Raw genomic sequence first — 19,528 nt, 5'->3', positions numbered from 1 at the left:
AAATGTAAAGTTGGAATTTTTTGTAAGATTTTATAGAAAGTCATTTTTTAGCTTTTTAATGTCAATCTTACCAGTATTATTTTTTGGGAGAGATTCAACAAAGATGCAAGATTTTGGTATCTTGTAGCTAGCGAGTTTTTCTCTACAGTGATCAATAATGTCTTTTTCTGTCAATTGTGCTCCTTTTTCTAACGATACAAATGCTATAGCGCGTTCTCCCGAAGTTTTTGATGCTATTCCAGTAACTGCAACTTCTTTTATTTGGTTAAGTTTTAAAATACATATCTCTATTTCTCTAGGATATACATTAAATCCAGAAACAATAATCATATTTTTGAGTCTTCCAGAGATTGTTAGGCGGCCTTTTTTGTCAATATATCCAATATCTCCAGTTTTCAACCATCCATCTTCAGTAAAATAGAATTTGTTACTTTCCTCGTCATCCCAAAATCCTTGGCATTTTTGGGGTCCGTTGAGCCAAATTTCTCCTTCTTTAAAGCATTCTACTATTTCTTGATGTGTGTCTATGTCTCGTATACTAAGTTCAGTACTTGGTATAGGGTATCCGCAAGTGCCAAAATAATCATTTTCAGAAACATTAAACTTATTTAGAGAAATTGCAGGAGACATCTCAGTCATTCCATAACCCTCTTTAAGCTCAACACCAGTCTTATCTAACCACCGTAAATAAATCTTACGTGAGATAGGCATGCCTCCACTTAAAGAGTACTTATATTTCGTTTTATTAATTTTATCAAAATCAGGATGCTCTAACATCGCCATGTAAAGAGTGTTAAGGCCATTAAAAATAGAAAATTCATTTTGTGACATTGTTTTGATAAGATTTTTAATATCTCTGGCATTTGGTATCAAGATGTTTTTTGCTCCAGCAAAGAAAAAACAAAACAAGTTAGCACTTAGAGAGAAGATATGATATAAAGGTAGGGCCGTTATTACTATTTGCTCTGATAAATCCATATCTGCTTTAATCCAAGCCCAGACTTGTTTAATATTAGAAGCAACATTATTATGCGTGAGAATAGCTCCTTTTGGCTTGCCTGTAGTACCACTTGAATATTGTAAACAAAGAATGTTTTCTATTGAAATAGTTGGTCTTTGATATAGCTTTTTATCCGCAGTTATAGCTTTGTTAAATGAAATAAAAGTGTTTTTGTTATAGTTTGGCTTATCTTTAATAAGGTATTTTGATATAAATCCAATAATCTGCTTTTTTGGAAATGAATATAAGTCAGAAATATTAGTTACTATAACATTTTCTAGAGAATGTATATTTATCCTAGCTTTTTGAATATGGTGGGCAAACATATCTAAAACAATAGCAATTTTTACATTACAACCATTTAGTATAGCTTCTAACTCATCAGACTTATACAGTGGGTTAATGTTTACAAAAATAGCTCCAATCTTTATACATGCAAATAAACTAACTGTAAATTGCACGCAATTTGGCAAGATTATAGCAACTCTATCGCCTTTTTGTACACCAAGATTATTCTGTAGGTAGCTAGCTAATTTTGTAGCTAGGTCATCTAGTTTTGAGTAAGTAAAGTCGACTTCATGGCAAGATAAAGCTATTTTATAAGGAAATTGTATTATAGCATTTTCATAAAAATCCAATATTGTCTGAGCATTATTATCAATAGTTGTAGGTACGTGTTTTGAGTAGTTATTTAACCACGTTTGTTTAGAAAATTTAGTCATAAATTGTTTAAAGGCCATTTTGGTTAATATATTTTAGCAAATAAAATCTAGAACTATCGAGAAAAATTATAAACTTTTGGTTAAACATTATCTATTTTATGGTCTTCAATAGCATGGATGCCTTTAATATATTTATTCAAAGTAGGTACTAAGATTATCATTAATACAGTGATTACTATAAGAGCTAGTGCTATAACTCCAAATACATGAGTATAAGTTTCTAGACTTTCTTGGACTGTTAGTGTGACACCTTCTGGAAGTGCTATAAATGAACCAATAAAAGAAGCAAGATATGAGGCAATCATACTAGAAATAAACCAAAAGCCCATAACAAATCCTGAAAATGTAGCAGGACAAAGTTCTGCAACCATAGCTAATCCAAGTCCGGAAATTAAAAGTTCACCTAATGATGAGGCAGCATAAGAAATAACTAACCAATTTCCAGAAACTATGCCATTTGTAGCAAAGAACTTTGTAAAATAAAGGATAGCGTAAGATGTAAACATCATAAACATACCAAAACAAAATTTGCTAGCGTGGCTTGAATTGTTTTTCTTATATATTATAGCTAGTAAAGGAGATAGTACTACTATCCAAAAAGGATTTAGTACTTGGTATTGTGCAGAAGGTACATTCCATCCAAATATATCTAATTGCACATTGTGTTCAGCAAAGAAAGTAAGAGTAGTAGGCATTTGAAAATATAAAGCAAAAAATATGATTGCTTGAATTATTAAAACCAAAGCTACAAGCATCCTATTTCTTTCATAACTGCTTGAAGTAAAAGCCATGTATAAAAAATAAGTTGTAGCAATAATGACTATAATAGCAGTTAGGCTTACACATAGCTTAGTATTAGGTAATATATGGGCTATTATTAGTAAAGAAACTAAAGCTCCTGCTAATGTGTAAACAAATTTGGTTTTGTTTAATGGTTTACTACCTGCTACTGTATAGAGTGTTTGCATTTTATTATAGAAAATCAAAAACCCTATAAGCCCAGTTACTAGACCTAAGCCACAAATTATAAAAGCATATTTATAACCTAATGTTTCAGCAATAATAGGAGTTATACTCATAGAAAATAACGATCCTACATTTATGGCCATATAGTATAGTGTCATAGCCCCATCTAATCTATTATCACCTTTTTCAAACATCTTTGATATTAGTGAAGATGGATTAGCTTTAAAAATAGCATTTCCTATTATGATACCAGCAAGAGTATAGTAGATAGTCTCTTTATTGGCAAAGCTAAAAGACCAATAAGAGATTGCTAGTATTATTGATCCTAAAATGACGCTTCGCTTGGCACCAAGTACCTTATCGCCTAGGTAGCCTCCTATCCACACAAAGCCGTATGTAAAAGCAAAAAAAGAGCCCATTATGTATATAGTCTGTGATTCAGTTAGTCCTATTTTTTTTGTAAAATACAAAGCAATAATAGCTTGGAAACCATAAAAACCAAATCTTTCCCAAAATTCAATCGCCCAAACAATCCAAAAAGGGGCTGAAAGCGTATTGTTGTTTTTATTCATTAAAAGTGCCATAAAAATAATATTTAGTGAAATATATTAAAGCATTATGATAATATTTTTGCAATATTTTTAAGAGCGTGAGAAAGGCTTTCTTTGATTAAATTGAATTGCCAACTTCAGCTTTATGGTCATCAACAACCTCTATTTTACGAGTGTAATTATTTAGTGTAGGGGTCAGTATAAGCATGATAACCGTAACAATAGCCACTCCAATGGCTATGTTACCAAATACAGTTGTATACATTTCTAAGATTTGCTGTTTTGTAATACCAGTACTATCTTTTGGTAAAGCTATGAATGAGCCTATAAATGAAGCAAGGTATGAAGCTATCATGGTGGCTATAAACCAAAATCCCATAACAAACCCAGAAATAAAAGCAGGACACAGTTCAGCTACCATAGCTAGTCCAAGTCCGGAAATTAAAAGCTCGCCTAAAGAGGAGGCAGCATAAGAAATAATTAACCAGTTTCCAGAAACAACGTAGTTTGTAGCAAAGAATTTAGTACAATATAATATGCTGTATGAAATAAACATCAAAGCCATCCCTATACAGAATTTTGTAGCGTGAGTGAGTTTACTTTTTTTGTAGATTATTGCTAGAATAGGGGAAAAAATTACTATCCATAGTGGGTTGAGAAATTGATACTGTGCTGCTGGTACACTCCATCCTAGGATATTTAACTCAACATTATGTTTAGCAAAGAAAGTAAGAGTTGTGGGCATTTGGAAGTATAAAGCATAAAAGACTATAGCTTCGATTATAAGTATTAGAGCTACAAACATCCTATTTCTGTCAATTTTTTCTAAGCCAAATGCTATATATAGAAAATATATTGTAGCTATACATACTACTATAGCTGTTAGAATTATACATAAAGTAGTATTAGCTAAAATGTTTGCTATTATTAGAAAGGCAATAATTAATCCGATTAATATGTAAATAAGATGGGTTTTATTTACAGGTTGTTTGCCAATATCTGTATCTAAGTCTTTCATTTTGCTATAAAAAGTTAAAAAACCAAAAAGTCCTATAAACAGGCCGAAACCACATAACACAAAAGCATACGTATAACCATAAATTTCAGAGATAACGGGCGTTAAAGCCATGCATGTTAGACCGCCTATATTAATCGCAAGATAGTATAAAGTCATAGCACTGTTTAAGCGACCATCACCTTTTTCAAACATTTTGGATATTAGGGATGAAGGATTGGCTTTAAAGACAGCATTACCAATAATAATCCCAGAAAATATATAATATATCGTCTGTTGGTTAGCAAAGATAAACCCTAAGTAAGATACACCTAATATTATGGCACCAATAACTACAGCACGTTTAGCTCCAAGTATTTTATCTCCAATTAATCCTCCGACCCAGATAAAACCAAAAGTAAAAGCAAAGAATGAACCCATTAGGTATATTGTTTCAGTTTCACTTAACCCCATTTTTTGCGTGAAAAATAAGGCGATAATTGCTTGGAATCCGTAAAATCCAAACCTTTCCCAAAACTCAACACCCCAAACAATCCAAAAGGGAGCTGAAAGAGTTTTATAGTTTTTTTGCATAACGTAACCTGAATTTTAAAGTTGTATTAGGTTAATTAAAACACTATAGCAATTATTTTTCAATGATTTATTAACTCTGTTTAATGAAATTTAGTATGGATAATATATTTATGGGCGTAGTTTCCGCCTTTAGTATCCTCTTGCCTAAGTTTACCATACAAAAACTGTTTTCTCTAAAGTAGTTTATTTCAGAATCACTAAAACCACCTTCTGGACCAATAAAAACATTAAAATTACAATTATTTTTAATTTTATCTACAAAGGTAGAGTCTGTTATTGTATATGGACATAATGTGATGTTTAAAGCTTCAGGCTCTAAATTTATACTATCAAGTTGTATTAAACTATGAATAGTTGGGATAAACACCCTTGCACACTGCTCGGAGGCGTTTATAGCTATTTTCGTCCATCTTTCGAGTTTTTTATCAAAATTTTTTTTATCAAACTTATGATTAGTTCGTTCTGTTATTAAAGGGAAAATGTTGTTAACTCCTAATTCAGTAGCTTTTTGTATCACTAATTCAAAGTTTTCATTTTTAATGATTGATTGAAAAAGATTGATAGTATAAGGGTTTTCATTGTTAATCAACTGAGAGCTTATTACTTCAAGTTCAATATGTTTATTATTTACAGCTGTGATTTTAGCTCTATATTGTTTACTATCATAGCCATTAAATAGTTCTATAAAATCATTTTTTTTTAAGCGTAATACGTTTTTAAAGTAGTTATAGTATTCACCAGTTATTTGAAGGCTAGTTGAAGCATTAGAAATATCACTGAAAAAACCACGAATAGTTCTCATAGGATTATAATTTGTTAAAATGTTTATTCTTTATTATATAATGGGAGTGCTGCAAACTAAAATTATATGTTTCTAACTGGGTTAAAAATATTCTCAGAATATTCATTTACTATGTGTAAATTGTGCTTTTTTGAATATTTTTGCCTTGTTACCACCCATCTAATTCCAGCTTGCAAATGCCCCATAATTAGAAAAAATAAAGTAGAGGTGATACATGTTTTTGTTAAATAAAAGTTTTATGACAAACTTAATATCTTTTTTAATAATTCTAGTTGGATTGTATTTCACAGATCAACATATAAAAAACATAGGTTTTTATGCTCTATCAGGAGCTTTAACTAATTGGATAGCAATTTATATGTTATTTGAGAAGATACCATTTTTATATGGTTCAGGGATTATTCCTAATAAATTTGATAGTTTTAAAAAAGCTATTAAGAAAATGATTATGGAACAGTTTTTTTCAGAAGAGAATTTACAGAAATTTTTAGCAAGTGACGAACTTAAAAGGTATTTACAAACTACATTTAAAGAGAAGGTTGACTATAATAAAATTTTTGACAGCTTTATCGAGATGCTAATGGATAGTAGATATGGCTCAATGGTAGAGATGTTTTTAGGGGGGAAGGTTGCTCTAGAAGCCTTAAGAGAGCCTTTTATATCTAAGCTTGATTTAAAAATTTCGCAGCTAATAGCAGAGCTTCATATTGATGAAAAAAAAGTTTCAATGCAAGTAACAGCAAAAATTGAAAAACTCATAGATGCTAGATTAGAGGAGTTAACGCCACAAATAGTAAAAGAAATTATACAAAAAATAATAAAAGAGCATTTAGGTTGGCTTGTTGTATGGGGAGGAGTATTTGGTGGATTGATAGGTTTGGTAGCTAGCTTTATTAATTAATTTTAAACCTTTTGGTTTATATTTATTAAAGTTGGTGCTGGATTATTATTTTTGGCATGTTCAATTATTTGAGCTTTTAGGTTGTGGACAAGCCATGGTTTTAGCTCTAAAAGAATATGCTTTAAGGCATCATTTGTTAAATCAACATAGTTATTTGCTGTTATATCATCACTAGCTATAGGTTGCTTATATTTTATTGTTTTTATTTTAGTTTCGCTATTGCGTTCATTTTTTAGATAAAAAGTTATATAAAAGTAAAATTGTTGTTCATCTAGATCTATAACCGGGCCATATGGTGTAGTGCCAGATAGAGTAAAATCTTGGCGAATATTCACATTCTGAAAAGCTAGATTGCTGACAATATTATTATCCAGAATGTACTCGAAAACAGCAACTGTAAGCATTGTTGTTACAGGTATTGCCCATACATTGTTTTCAAAAGTGTGTAACTGGTTACCTTGGATATAAAACATAGATGTAGATTTAACAGCTTGAGTTTGTATATTGTAAACTAGAAGGGTAGTGTTAACATCAGCTTTTTCAACGTCAGGCAACCCTGTTTTTTCTAGTTGTTTGTTATATATTACAAACTGCTTTTCTTCAGGAACTTTGATTGGGCCTCCAAGCAACGAAAAAGCAAATATATGTGCTGGTATAATTAAAGCTAATAAAACTAAAAGGTATTTTTTCATAATTTTTCCTTAGCGTTCTACGCCTCTAACTATTATCGAAGGATCATATTGAAGTAATCTAATAACGTCATTTAACCGCGAAATAGCTTCTTGACTTTCTGTCATATTTTCATTTAAGTTTACTAGAGTCTTATTAAAATATAGTGATGAGTTACTCAAGTTATATAATAGGATATTAACGCTATCTGTAAATTCATTGAACCTTCGGATATTCTCCTGGGAAAGCATTTTGTTGAATTTATTTGATATTTGCTGTAAGGAGTCGGCTATATTGTTAACTTTGTTGAGAATGCTCTCAATTTGTGACGGTTTGGATTTGATTTCAGGGATTTTACCTTTTATTTTTGTAAAAGGCTCTAGTGCTGTATCTTCTTTGCTAATATTAAAAGACAACACTACTTTTGATTGACCTGTTATGCCCATTGGTTGTAGGGTGGCTACAGTTTGCTTGAAAATGGTAATATTATCATAGATCTTCATGTAAACACTTATCAGTTTAGGATTTTCTTTATTGATTAATATATCTGAAACTTTACCAACGCTAAGTCCTTTGTATGATACGTCAGAGCCTACGCTTAAACCTGAGATACTCTTAAAGTTTGTTACAAAAGTTGTAGTAGCTTGACTTTTGAAACCTCCAGATAGAAAAACGCCAATAAATATCATCACAAAAACCATAAAAATAACAAATAAGCCAGCAATTATATTTTTTATACTATTTTCATTCATAAATAGGTTCCTCCATATCTTTTGTTTCATTATGTGAACCAAAGAACTTTCTTATACTTTCATATTGTGTCTGTTGAGACACAAACTCAACAGTATCATGTAACATTATTTTTTTATTATCCATATATATTATATCATCGACTATATTCCAAATTGTGCTTAAATCATGAGTTATCATAACTACAGACATCTCAAGCTCATTCTTTAGATATAAGATTAACTCATCCATAGCTCTAGCAGAATAAGGGTCTAACCCTGCATTAGGTTCATCTAGAAATATTATTTTAGGATCTAGTACTATAGTTCTAGCCAAAGCAACCCTTTTTAACATACCTCCACTTATTTCAGAAGGGTATTTATCAAAAGCTTCTTCTTTTAGCCCTACCATTTTAAGTTTAATGATAGCTATGTCAGTTAGTATATCTAAGGGCAGATCTGTATGTTGCTTGAGAGGGAAAATGACATTTTGTAAATTTGTTAATGAGGAGAATAAGGCACAGTGTTGAAACATCATACTCATTTTGCTTGATATTTGTTTTCGCTTATAGGGATTATCAGCAAGTTTAGAAATCTCTTGACCTAATAAGAATATTTTTCCAGAATAAATTGGTTGTAGCATGAGTATTTCACGCATAAGTGTAGTTTTTCCACAGCCACTAGCACCAATTATACAGCTAATTTTTTTAGCTGGAATATCAAGGTTTAAATCTTTGTGGATCCACTCTTTACCAAATTTTGTGCTTAGGTCTCTTATTTCAATAATATTTTTATCCATAAAAATGATTCCTAAGCAACGCCATTTAGTGAAACAGCAAAGATTGCATCAACAATGATTATTAGAAATATTGAGTACACAACACTTGTTGTAGTTGCTTTACCAACACTTTGAGAGTCTCTTTTAACAGACATACCCTTTAGGCAACCAATGCCAGCGATTACTAGAGCAAAAAAAGGTGTTTTCGATAATCCAATATAAAAATGACTGACATTTACATTTGAAAATAGTCTATCGATGAATTCAAGAGGAGTTATATCTGCAATCAAGTAAGTAATAATAATACCTCCTGTAATATTAGCTATCATCGCTACAGTTGTTAGTACTGGTAAGCTAATTATTAGAGCCGTAATTCGTGGTAAAACTAAGCGTTGTATAGGGTCTTCACCAATTGTCTGAAGGGCGTCAATTTCTTCATTTACTTTCATAATTCCTATCTCTGAGGTAAAAGCAGAACCGCTTCTACCAGCTATTATTATGGCAGTAAACAAGGGAGCAAACTCTCTAAAAGAGGATATGCCTAACATATCAACGACAAATATTTGTGTACCATACTGCATCATTAAATTAAGTGGTAGGTATGTTAAAACTAAGCCAATAATCAATGATAAAAGTATAACAATACTAAGCGCTTTAATAGTTGAGTCATATGCTATATTTAATACAATAGAAAAAAAAGAACCATAAGGTCGTCTAAAAAAGTTTAAATAACCTAGAACAATCGCTCCTAAGAAGCTAATACTTAATTTAATTTCTGCTATTAGATCGTTGGTATTTTTGCCTAATATATAAATACTATTAAAAACAGCATTTGGCTTTTTTGAAAATTCACTAATTTTTTTAGTAGGTAGATTTCGGTTTGTTAGATTAATCAGGTTTTGGTTTCTTTTTGAGTTACAAATGATTTGTTTTTTGTCGAGTTTAAATTTAGCTAAGGTTTTTAATATTATATAAGCACCAGCAGTATCTAATTCTTTAACGTTTGTTATATCAACAAACTGAATATTATTTTTTAGATTATTCAGAGGCTTTTCAATAAGCTTTGGTTTTATTTGCTTAAGTGTTAGAAAGCCTTCGAAATAAATAGTGTTTTGAACTACTCTTATATTCATACCGATTATACTGGGCAGCAATATCTTAATTAATCTAATATACAAGAAAAATAGTTTAATACCAACATGAATATCTAAAGTATTGGATTAACATGTACCATCATTATCATATTGAGTTAAATTATTAGGTCTAATTACACCTTCTAGGCGGTTTTTATATTCTTCACCATCTAACTCTGAGTAGTTTTCTAAAGTATCAAGCATAGCAGAACGTGGAAGAGTATGGTTTTTAACTTGCTGACGAGTAAGCCTGAACTGTTTAAATTTTGTGCCTGTATTAAGTCTATAATAGTATCCTAAAACGCTTTCTGTTGCGTTAGGGAAAGTTTCTAAATATACGTTAGCTCCTGAGGCTTTAACACCACAATCTTCAGAAAAACAGTGAAGCCCAAAATAGTTACTATACTCTCTAGCAAAACGTGAAGTGCCCCAACCACTTTCGAGCACCGCTTGAGCTATAACAAAGCTGCTAGGTACGGTACCGACTTTTATTTTTAACTGATTTATCATCTGTTGGGTGTCTGTAGCATTTCGTATTTTATAGTAGGATAAGTATGTGTTAAGCCTATCTAGCTGCTTCTTTGTGAGTTTTTGGTTTTTATCGTAAGCCTTTTTGAGTTTCTGTAATTCTTCTTGCTGAGCACAAATTTCTTTGTTAGCATTTTGAATCGCTTTTAAGATGTAGTTTATAAAAGCTTGTTTTTTTTCAGCGGTATCATCTATATTAAGAAAATCTGGCTTGTCAGATTTCTGGCTAATTTTGGTTGCTAGAGCATAACTGTCGTGTTTAGCTTTTCCATGATCAAAAGATAAGAAAGTTGCTAGTATTATAAAACTGCAGAAAAGTACGAAATTTCTAAGAGTATGTAATTTATCAGTTACCATATTTTAATAATCCTCTGTTAGACTGGGGTCGTCTGATATAGTCAACCTAAGTTGTGATATAAGATTTAACATATCACATGGCATATCACATGTAAAGTTTAGTATTTTATGAGTTAAAGGGTGAGTAAACGAAAGACTATAAGCATGTAAGGCTTGTCTAGGGAAACAGGCGAGGTTTGTATTTTTTAGTTTAGAAGAGGATTTGTTATAGGTTTGGTCACCTACTAAAGGGTGATTGATACTTTTCATGTGTACTCTTATTTGATGTGTGCGGCCTGTTTCTAGCTTACATTCTACTAGAGTAAACCCATCGTATATCTCCAAAGGAGTATAGTTTGTGATAGCTTGTTTGCCACTATAGTTAATAGCCATTTTGATTCTATTGTTAGGGTCACGACCTATTGGTTGGTCAATTGTACCTGATTCGTAAATTTCACCCTCTACTACTGCTAGATATTTCCTAGATACCGTTCTATCTGATAGTTGCTGGATAAGACTAAGGTAAGCCAAACTAGTCTTAGCAGCTACCATAAGACCAGTAGTATCTTTATCTAGGCGGTGAACGATCCCAGCACGAGGTAAGTTTTGTTGGTTTTTATTGAGATTTAGCAGAGCATTTGAAATAGTGCCAGTCATATTCCCAGCACCTGGATGAGTAACCATATTTGCTGGTTTATTTATAACAATAATATTTTCATCTTCATAAATGATATTTAGTTTAATATCTTCAGCTAACCATTCATTTGTTGGTACAAATGTGACATCTATTTCTATTTCTTCATCTCCAATAACTATATGTTTAGCTTTAGTATGGCTATTATTTAAAGTTATAGAGCCATCTTTTATCCATTTTTGTATTTGAGAGCGCGAAAAATCCTCAAATACTTCATTAACAGCTATATCTAACCTTTTGCCTGCGTGTTCAGGTGTTAGAATAATTTTTTGATGAAATCGCTTGGATAGTGTATTATTTGCCATAGTTTAAATTGCTATACGTAGCGTAAATTTTATAATTTTTTGTATGGAAATTATATAAGAAAAATAAAGGATAGCTAATCAAATGACTAGATTTTTATATTTAATAGTTATTTTATCTATGATTTTTGCTGTAGCGGGGTGTGGCCCTAAGAAAGATAATGAGCTACCTCAGGTCTACACAGGCTACACAGCAGAGTTTATTTATGCAAATGCCCATAAACAAATGCAAAATAATGATTATTTTGATGCGGTCAGATCTTATAAATCATTAGTTGCACAGTATCCTTTTACTCCTTTAGCTGAAAAAGGTATGGTTGATCTTGTATATGTATACTATATGAATGACGAATCGACTATGTCATTAGCTTTAGCACAGCAGTTTATCAAGATGTATCCATATAGTAAGTACAAAGGCTACATTTACTATATGATTGGGGTAGTTGGTTTTGAAAATGGTAGGGGGCTTTTACAAACTTATGCTCCATATGATATGGGTCATCATGACCCTACTGGCTACACTGAGGCATATAATAATTTTGAGAAAGCCTTAGCTTTAGACCCTAACGGCTCATTTGTTTCAGATGCTAAGCGTAGGATGATTTATATAAATAATACGATAGCAAAATACTATGATAATATTGCGCACTTTTATTATAAGAGGGGGGCTTTTAATGCGGCTATTGATAGAGCATCACAAGTCATACGTAATTATCCTCAAAGTTCATCTACAGAAGACGCTCTAGTAATAACTATAAAAGCATATAGGGATTTGGGTTTGAATGAGCAAGCAAAAGTAAACCTTGAAGTGCTTAAAAAGAATTATCCAAATAGTAATTACCTTAAAAAATTAAGGCCAGATGGAAGTGAGGAGCCTAGCTGGTTTGAAAGATGGTTTGGGTGGTTGTAAAACGTCAGAGATGAATGTTCCTAAAAATTTGCAAAAATCAAAGTTTTATAAAACTATTTGTGAAGCACTAGAAGTATGTGAAAAAAGCATAGAAAAACATTTGGTATGAATTGGTGACTACTTAACAACTGGATCTAACTCACCATTTTCATAACGCTGGAACATTGTTTCAAGTGAGATTGGCTTGATTTTGCTAGCCATACCAGCACTACCAAAAGCCTCATACCTAGCTTGGCAAATTTCAGACATTGCTTTTTTAGCTACAGCATTGTATTTACGTGGGTCAAATTCAGCGGGGTTTTCTGCTAAAAATCTCCTTATTGCACCAGTTGCTGCCATACGTAAATCAGTATCGATGTTTACTTTACGTACACCATATTTTATTGCTTCAACAATTTCTTCTACTGGCACACCATAGGTCTCACCCATTGCACCACCATAGTTGTTAATCACCTCTAGCCAATCTTGTGGTACAGAAGATGAGCCATGCATCACTAAGTGTGTACCTGGAATTCTAGCATGGATTTCTTTTACCCTTTTTATAGATAATACGTCACCTGTAGGTGGCTTAGTAAACTTATAAGCTCCATGACTTGTACCAATAGCAATTGCTAACGCATCAACTTTAGTTTTTCTTACAAAATCAGCCGCTTCTTCTGGGTCTGTTAATAGCTGATCCATAGATAAGGTGCCTTCTGCACCTATACCATCTTCTTCACCGGCTTGTCCAGTTTCCAAAGAGCCAAGACAACCTAGCTCACCTTCAACAGAGACACCACAAGCATGAGCCATATCTGTAACAGTTTTAGTTACATTTACATTATATTCATAATCTGCTGGAGTTTTGCCGTCTGCTTTTAGCGAGCCATCCATCATCACAGATGAAAAGCCTAACTGAATAGATCGTTGACAAACTGCTGGGGACGTTCCATGATCTTGATGCATACAAACTGGTAAATGTGGATATTCTTCTATAGCAGCTAAAACTAAATGTCTGATAAAAGGAGCGCCAGCGTATTTTCTAGCACCTGCAGAACCTTGTAAAATAACTGGTGAATTTACTTTATCAGCAGCCTCCATAACAGCCCTTACTTGTTCTAAATTATTTACGTTAAAAGCTGGGATTCCATACCCATGTTCTGCTGCATGATCTAATAGTTGACGTAATGAAACTAAAGCCATTTATTTTCTCCTTTTACCTTACTTGACCGGCTATTATTACTTTGATTTTATTAGTACTTCCATGTACACCCATACTGTCACCGCTAGTAAGTACAAGAATATCTCCCTCTTTTACTAACTTTCTACTTTCAAGCTCCATAGAGGCAGACCTGTTTACATATACTTTTGACATTCTAGTAGAGTCAAAATATATTGGTATGACACCTCTAAACAAAGTCATAGCCCCTAATGTTGGAGTATTACGAGATAGTGCATAAATCGGTAAATCTGTATTTATTCGTGACATCCAGCGTGAAGTATTTCCACCTTCTGTTAAAACAATTAAACCTTTAGCACCAATATCATTAGCTATCTTAACGGCTGCTACTGATACGGCATGATCAATTCGACTACAATCAGCTATTTTTTGTTTTTTAATAATGTGGTTATACTTGCTTTTTTCAGCAGATTCACAAATTCTTGACATAGCAGCAATAGTCTCTACTGGATATTTACCAACAGCTGTTTCAGCTGAAAGCATAACCGCATCTGTACCGTCAAATACAGCGTTTGCTACATCAGAAGCTTCAGCACGTGTAGGAGAGGAGTTTTCTATCATTGATTCCATCATTTGAGTGGCGGTAATAGATCCTTTTTCATTTTGTCTAGCTGTACTAATAATCAGCTTTTGTACAGTAGGGACATTTTCGTCACCAATTTCTACAGCTAAATCACCACGAGCAACCATAACTAAATCGGAAGCTTCTATGATGCTTTTTAAGGTTTCTTTGTGTACTGCTTCGGCTCTTTCAATCTTGGCAACCATAGCTGGTTTCCAACCAGCTTCATGTACTAATTGACGAGCATACTCCATGTCTTTACCATCCCTTACAAAAGACACAGCTAAAAAATCCACCTGTAGCATCGCTGCTATTTTAATATCTTCTTTATCTTTATCTGTAAGAGCTGGGGCGGTAAGTCCGCCGCCTTTTTTATTGATTCCTTTGTTATTAGAAACTTTACCGCCAATAACTACTTTAGTTGTAGCTTTATTTTCTTTGACTGACTCAACCTGCAAAACAATTTTACCGTCATCAACTAGTAAAATATCTCCAGATTTAACGTCTTTAATTAACTCTTTATAATCAATACCTACTGTATTCTCATCGCCATCATTTACACCAAGATCGGCATCAAGTATAAATTTTTGCCCTTTTTTTATCTCTACAGAACCATTTTTAAATTTAGAAAGTCTGATCTTAGGACCCTGCAAATCTGCCAATATCCCAACATAAGTATCTTGCTCTTTTGCAATTTGACGGATCAGTTCAACTCTCTTTCTATGGTCTTCAGCAGATCCATGTGAGAAATTACACCTAACAGCGTTAACCCCAGCCTTTATCATCTCAGTAAGGACTTCTTTAGATTCACTTGCAGGTCCAAGGGTAGCTAAAATTTTGGTTCTTCTCATAAGTATCACCTTAAATAAAATTATTTTTTTGCTTTTTCTTTTAATATTTCAATAGCTGGTAACTCTTTACCTTCTAAAAATTCTAAGAATGCTCCACCTGCTGTTGATATATAAGAAACCTTATCTTTTATATCAAATTTTTCTATAGCCGCTATAGTATCACCACCGCCAGCTACAGAAAATGCTTTTGAATTAGCAATAGCTAATGATAAAGCTTTTGTGCCTTCTGAGAAGCTATCAAACTCAAATACACCAACTGGTCCATTCCATAATATAGTACTTGAAGAATTTAGTAGCTTAGTAATATTTTCTGCTGATTTAGGTCCTATATCCAAGATCATATCATCATCAGTTACGTCAGCTACATTTTTTATAACTGCTTGAGCATTTTCGCTAAACTCTTTAGCAACTCTTACATCTACAGGGACAGGTATATTAATACCTTTTTGTTGAGCTTTTATTAGAATATCTTTTGCTTGGCAAACTAATTCTTGCTCATAAAGTGAACTACCTACAGAATATCCTTGCGCTTTTATAAATGTATTAGCTATGCCTCCACCAACTACCAAAGTTTCGACTTTATCAAGTAAATTATGTAAAACCGATAGTTTAGTAGATACCTTTGAGCCGCCTACTATGGCAGCCATTGGCTTTTTAGGGTTTTTTAATGCTTTCTCTAAAGCTTTGATTTCATTTGAAACTAAAAATCCAGCGCATGCAACTGAAATATACTTTGCTACTCCATAAGTAGAGGCTTGAGCACGATGAGCTGTTGCAAAGGCATCCATTACAAATACATCCCCTAAACTTGCTATTTTTTTAGATAGCTCATCATCAGATTTTTTCTCACCTTTATTAAAGCGAACGTTATCACACATAATAATTTCATCAGCTTTAATATCAACACCCGCAAGCCAATCTTTTTCAAACCTTACTGGCTTATGGATTATTTCTTCTAAGGCTCTCGCTACAGGTTCTAGCGAAAACTCAGGATCATACTCACCCTCAGTAGGGCGTCCAAGATGAGATAATAAAATCGGTCTCCCGCCTTGTTCTAAGATATACTCTATAGTAGGGATAGCTGCCTGAATTCTTACAGTGCTAGTGACTTTACCATCTTTAACAGGAACGTTAAAATCAACCCTAACTATTACTTTTTTATCTTTTAGGTTTACATCTTTTATAGTTAGAAAACTCATATTAGCTCCAAATTATAAAGACCCTATCAGCTTAACTACTCTAACCATTTGGTTTGTATAAGACATTTCGTTATCATACCAAGATACCACTTTCACTAGAGATTTATCACCTAGTGAAGTAACTTTAGTTTGAGTCGCATCAAATAGTGAGCCTTCAGAAATTCCTATAACATCACTTGAAACTAATTCTTCTTCAGTGTAGCCAAAAGATTCATTAGCTGCTGATTTCATAGCTACATTTATCTCTTCTGCTGTCACACTCTTAGATACAACGGCAACAAGCTCAGTTAAAGATCCAGTTGCAACTGGCACACGCTGAGCGGCACCATCTAGTTTACCTGCTAATTCTGGAATAACTAAGCCTATAGCTTTTGCAGCTCCAGTTGAGTTTGGTACTATGTTTATAGCAGCAGCACGAGCGCGACGTAAATCACCATTTCTATGCGGGCCATCAAGAGTGTTTTGATCACCTGTATAAGCATGAATAGTTGTCATGAACCCTTTTTCTATATTTGCTAGATCATGCAGTGTTTTTGCCATAGGAGCTAAACAGTTAGTAGTACAAGACGCTGCTGATATAACTTTATCTTCTGCTGTTAAAATATTATGGTTAACATTATAAACAACTGTTGGTAGATCATTTCCTGCTGGAGCAGAAATTACAACTTTTTTAGCTCCAGCATCTATATGAGCTTGGGATTTTGCTTTTGACGCGTAAAAACCTGTACACTCTAAAACAACATCTACATCTAACTCACCCCAAGGTAGTTTAGTAGCATCTGCTTGTGCGTAAATTTTTATCTCTTTTTCTCCTACAACTATAGAATTTTCTTTAGCAGAAACCTCATCAGCTCTAGCATACCTACCTTGAGCGGAATCATATTTTAACAAGTGAGCTAACATTTTTGGGTTTGTTAAATCATTGATTGCTACTATTTCAATCCCATCTTTGTCAAACATTTGACGAAATGCTAAACGACCTATTCTACCAAAACCATTAATAGCAACTTTCATTTTAGTCTCCTTTTATTAGATTTTTTAACTAATATTTATCAGATAAAGTTTTTAAACGTATTTAGCAACTATATTGCTTATATTTTCCACGGTAAAGCCAAAATATTCAAACAACTCTTCAGCAGGCGCTGATTCTCCAAAAGTTGTTATTCCTTTAACTTCACCACCTGTCTTTGGCATATATTTGTACCATGTGTCTGGCTGAGCAAGCTCAACAAATACTGCTGGAATATCTTGTCTAATTACAGAGGTTTTATATATATCAGTTTGCTTATCAAAAATTTCTACACAAGGTATAGACGCAACATTTATATTTATACCTTTGTTACTGTACTCATCAGCTACTTTTACAGCTAACTCAACTTCGGAACCTGTCGCAACTATCGTAGCTTTAGCATCTGAATATTGTTTAACTAGGTATCCTCCTTTAGATATGTTGCTAGCTTTTTCCATAGAAACGACTATTGGCTGCAACCCTTGACGAGTTAACACCATAACACTAGGAGTATCTTTTGATTTAATAGCCTCATACCAAGCGATCATTGTTTCCACTGTATCAGCTGGACGCCAAACATTAAGATTAGGTATCAATCTCAAACTTGGGATATGTTCAATTGGCTGATGTGTCGGACCATCTTCACCTAGCCCTATAGAATCATGTGACATTACATGTATGACAGGTTGTTTCATAAGCGCAGCCATCCTGATAGCATTTCGTGAATAGTCACTAAATACAAGAAAAGTACCACCATATGGCTTTAAACCACCATACAGGCTTAAGCCATTCATAATCGCAGCCATACCGAACTCACGCACACCGTATGAGAGATAATTAGCTCCTTTATCCGTATTATTTAACCAAACTGAGCCACTCCAGTTAGTGTTGTTTGAACCTGTAAGATCCGCTGATCCTCCAAACATTTCTGGCATATGCTTACATAGTACTTCCAGTGACATTTGAGATGCTTTTCGTGTAGCCACCTTGGTGGGATTTTCTATTTGTGATTTTATATAACTTTGGACTTCTTTTTCAAGTTTTGCTGGAATGTCTTTATCTAAAACTCTCTTAAGCTCATTATATTTAGGATTTAATTTGTAAACTTCCCAACGCTTTTGCCAATTTGTCTCTAATATTTGACCACGTTGGGTAGTATCCCAAAATCTATACACTTCATTAGGTATTTCAAAAGAGTCATATTGCCAACCTAATTCTTTGGCTGCTGAATTTCTCTCCTCCACACTTAATGGGGAGCCATGTACTGATGCTGTACCAGCTTTTTCTGGTGAGCCAAAACCTATCACTGTTTTACAACATATTAAAGTAGGTCTTTTTTGTTCAGATTGCGCGTGTATAATAGCTTGCTCTATAGCTTTGGTATCATGACCATCTATACTTTCAATAACATGCCAACCATAAGATCTAAATCTTTCGACTGTATTGTCTGTAAACCAACCTTTGGTATCACCATCTATAGATATATTATTGTCATCCCAAAAAGCTATAAGTTTATTCAAACCCAACGTGCCAGCTAATGAGCATGCCTCATGAGATATGCCTTCCATTAAGCACCCATCCCCTAAAAACACATATGTATAGTGATCTATAAGTTCGCAATCAGGAGTGTTGTATCTTTGTGATAAAAGCTTTTCCCCTAAAGCCATGCCAACAGCATTTGCAAGACCTTGTCCAAGAGGTCCGGTTGTCGTCTCAACTCCTGAAGTATAACCATATTCTGGGTGGCCAGGAGTTTTAGAGTGAAGTTGTCTAAAATTTTTAATATCCTCAATAGAGACATCGTAACCAGTTAGGTGCAATAAAGCATATAAAAGCATAGAGCCATGACCATTTGAAAGGATAAATCTATCGCGGTTAATCCAGTGAGGATTTTTAGGATTGTGTTTGAGAAATTTTGTCCACAAAACAGTTGCGATATCAGCCATCCCCATAGGCATTCCGGGATGACCGGATTTAGCTTTTAATGTTGCATCTATAGCCAAAAATCTTATGGCATTTGAAAACTCTTGAAAGATAGGTAAAGACATGTGATTGACCTTCTAAGTAAAAAATTAAAGTA

At 33.4% G+C, this 19,528-nt stretch carries 18 protein-coding genes; 3 read left to right on the top strand and 15 right to left on the bottom strand.

All coding sequences use genetic code 11. From position 1 onward, the window contains the following. Nucleotides 1-30: 30 nt before the first annotated feature. The 4 genes from E3E15_RS05950 to E3E15_RS05935 all read right to left on the bottom strand — a co-directional run bounded on the left by E3E15_RS05950 (nucleotide 31) and on the right by E3E15_RS05935 (nucleotide 5,629). A complete protein-coding gene (locus E3E15_RS05950; protein WP_172106965.1) occupies nucleotides 31-1,722 on the bottom strand; it encodes a long-chain-fatty-acid--CoA ligase in 1,692 nt (563 codons plus the stop codon). An 80-nt stretch (nucleotides 1,723-1,802) separates the two neighbouring features. Next, on the bottom strand, nucleotides 1,803-3,260 hold the full coding sequence (locus E3E15_RS05945) for an oligopeptide:H+ symporter (protein ID WP_172106964.1): 1,458 nt from the start codon (nucleotides 3,258-3,260) through the stop codon (nucleotides 1,803-1,805). Nucleotides 3,261-3,357: 97 nt separating this feature from the next. Further along, complete coding sequence (locus tag E3E15_RS05940; RefSeq protein ID WP_172106963.1) at nucleotides 3,358-4,827, bottom strand: oligopeptide:H+ symporter; 1,470 nt, start codon at nucleotides 4,825-4,827, stop codon at nucleotides 3,358-3,360. A gap of 70 nt (nucleotides 4,828-4,897) precedes the next feature. Then, nucleotides 4,898-5,629, bottom strand: coding sequence for a 16S rRNA (uracil(1498)-N(3))-methyltransferase (locus E3E15_RS05935; protein ID WP_172106962.1), 732 nt, complete (start codon nucleotides 5,627-5,629; stop codon nucleotides 4,898-4,900). Nucleotides 5,630-5,843: 214 nt separating this feature from the next. On the opposite strand from E3E15_RS05935, the gene E3E15_RS05930 reads away from it, so the two are divergent. Next, nucleotides 5,844-6,530, top strand: coding sequence for a DUF445 domain-containing protein (locus E3E15_RS05930; protein WP_172106961.1), 687 nt, complete (start codon nucleotides 5,844-5,846; stop codon nucleotides 6,528-6,530). A gap of 2 nt (nucleotides 6,531-6,532) precedes the next feature. Here the strand turns inward: E3E15_RS05930 and E3E15_RS05925 are convergent, their stop codons facing one another. The 6 genes from E3E15_RS05925 to E3E15_RS05900 all read right to left on the bottom strand — a co-directional run bounded on the left by E3E15_RS05925 (nucleotide 6,533) and on the right by E3E15_RS05900 (nucleotide 11,701). Next, the gene (locus tag E3E15_RS05925; RefSeq protein ID WP_172106960.1) at nucleotides 6,533-7,222 is read right to left on the bottom strand and encodes a hypothetical protein; all 690 of its coding nucleotides are present in this window, start codon (nucleotides 7,220-7,222) and stop codon (nucleotides 6,533-6,535) included. A gap of 9 nt (nucleotides 7,223-7,231) precedes the next feature. Next, nucleotides 7,232-7,951 (bottom strand): MlaD family protein, encoded by a 720-nt coding sequence (locus tag E3E15_RS05920; RefSeq protein WP_035719907.1) that lies wholly within the window; start codon nucleotides 7,949-7,951, stop codon nucleotides 7,232-7,234. Beyond that, entirely contained in the window at nucleotides 7,944-8,726 is a 783-nt protein-coding gene (locus tag E3E15_RS05915; RefSeq protein ID WP_035719905.1) for an ABC transporter ATP-binding protein, read from the bottom strand. The genes E3E15_RS05920 and E3E15_RS05915 overlap by 8 nt, the downstream gene beginning before the upstream one ends. A gap of 11 nt (nucleotides 8,727-8,737) precedes the next feature. Beyond that, nucleotides 8,738-9,838, bottom strand: coding sequence for an MlaE family ABC transporter permease (locus E3E15_RS05910; RefSeq protein WP_172106959.1), 1,101 nt, complete (start codon nucleotides 9,836-9,838; stop codon nucleotides 8,738-8,740). Between the two features lie 87 nt (nucleotides 9,839-9,925). Next, the gene (locus tag E3E15_RS05905) at nucleotides 9,926-10,723 is read right to left on the bottom strand and encodes a glucosaminidase domain-containing protein (protein WP_172106958.1); all 798 of its coding nucleotides are present in this window, start codon (nucleotides 10,721-10,723) and stop codon (nucleotides 9,926-9,928) included. Between the two features lie 3 nt (nucleotides 10,724-10,726). Further along, nucleotides 10,727-11,701: an RluA family pseudouridine synthase gene (locus E3E15_RS05900; protein WP_172106957.1), complete on the bottom strand. Its 975-nt coding sequence runs from the start codon at nucleotides 11,699-11,701 to the stop codon at nucleotides 10,727-10,729. Between the two features lie 82 nt (nucleotides 11,702-11,783). Between E3E15_RS05900 and E3E15_RS05895 the strand changes: the two genes are divergently transcribed. Then, the gene (locus E3E15_RS05895) at nucleotides 11,784-12,608 is read left to right on the top strand and encodes an outer membrane protein assembly factor BamD (RefSeq protein WP_172106956.1); all 825 of its coding nucleotides are present in this window, start codon (nucleotides 11,784-11,786) and stop codon (nucleotides 12,606-12,608) included. Next, nucleotides 12,583-12,717, top strand: a complete 135-nt coding sequence (locus E3E15_RS07960) for a hypothetical protein (protein WP_280954102.1) — start codon at nucleotides 12,583-12,585, stop codon at nucleotides 12,715-12,717. The genes E3E15_RS05895 and E3E15_RS07960 overlap by 26 nt, the downstream gene beginning before the upstream one ends. 8 nt (nucleotides 12,718-12,725) lie before the next feature. Here E3E15_RS07960 and fba read toward each other — a convergent pair whose 3' ends face one another. From fba to tkt, 5 genes are read right to left on the bottom strand one after another with little or no spacing between them, the layout of a single operon-like run. Further along, the gene (gene fba / locus E3E15_RS05890) at nucleotides 12,726-13,790 is read right to left on the bottom strand and encodes a class II fructose-bisphosphate aldolase (RefSeq protein ID WP_172106955.1); all 1,065 of its coding nucleotides are present in this window, start codon (nucleotides 13,788-13,790) and stop codon (nucleotides 12,726-12,728) included. Nucleotides 13,791-13,803: 13 nt separating this feature from the next. Continuing rightward, on the bottom strand, nucleotides 13,804-15,240 hold the full coding sequence (pyk, locus tag E3E15_RS05885) for a pyruvate kinase (protein ID WP_172106954.1): 1,437 nt from the start codon (nucleotides 15,238-15,240) through the stop codon (nucleotides 13,804-13,806). Between the two features lie 20 nt (nucleotides 15,241-15,260). After that, complete coding sequence (locus E3E15_RS05880; protein ID WP_172106953.1) at nucleotides 15,261-16,439, bottom strand: phosphoglycerate kinase; 1,179 nt, start codon at nucleotides 16,437-16,439, stop codon at nucleotides 15,261-15,263. Nucleotides 16,440-16,451: 12 nt separating this feature from the next. Further along, a complete protein-coding gene (gene gap, locus E3E15_RS05875) occupies nucleotides 16,452-17,453 on the bottom strand; it encodes a type I glyceraldehyde-3-phosphate dehydrogenase (RefSeq protein ID WP_172106952.1) in 1,002 nt (333 codons plus the stop codon). Nucleotides 17,454-17,504: 51 nt separating this feature from the next. Beyond that, a complete protein-coding gene (tkt, locus tag E3E15_RS05870) occupies nucleotides 17,505-19,496 on the bottom strand; it encodes a transketolase (protein ID WP_172106951.1) in 1,992 nt (663 codons plus the stop codon). Nucleotides 19,497-19,528: the final 32 nt, after the last annotated feature.

This window comes from Allofrancisella frigidaquae (genome assembly GCF_012222825.1).
Classification (GTDB): Bacteria; Pseudomonadota; Gammaproteobacteria; order Francisellales; family Francisellaceae; genus Francisella; species Francisella frigidaquae.
Note: the sequence above shows the minus strand (reverse complement) of the source record. Positions and strands in the feature narration are given on the sequence as shown.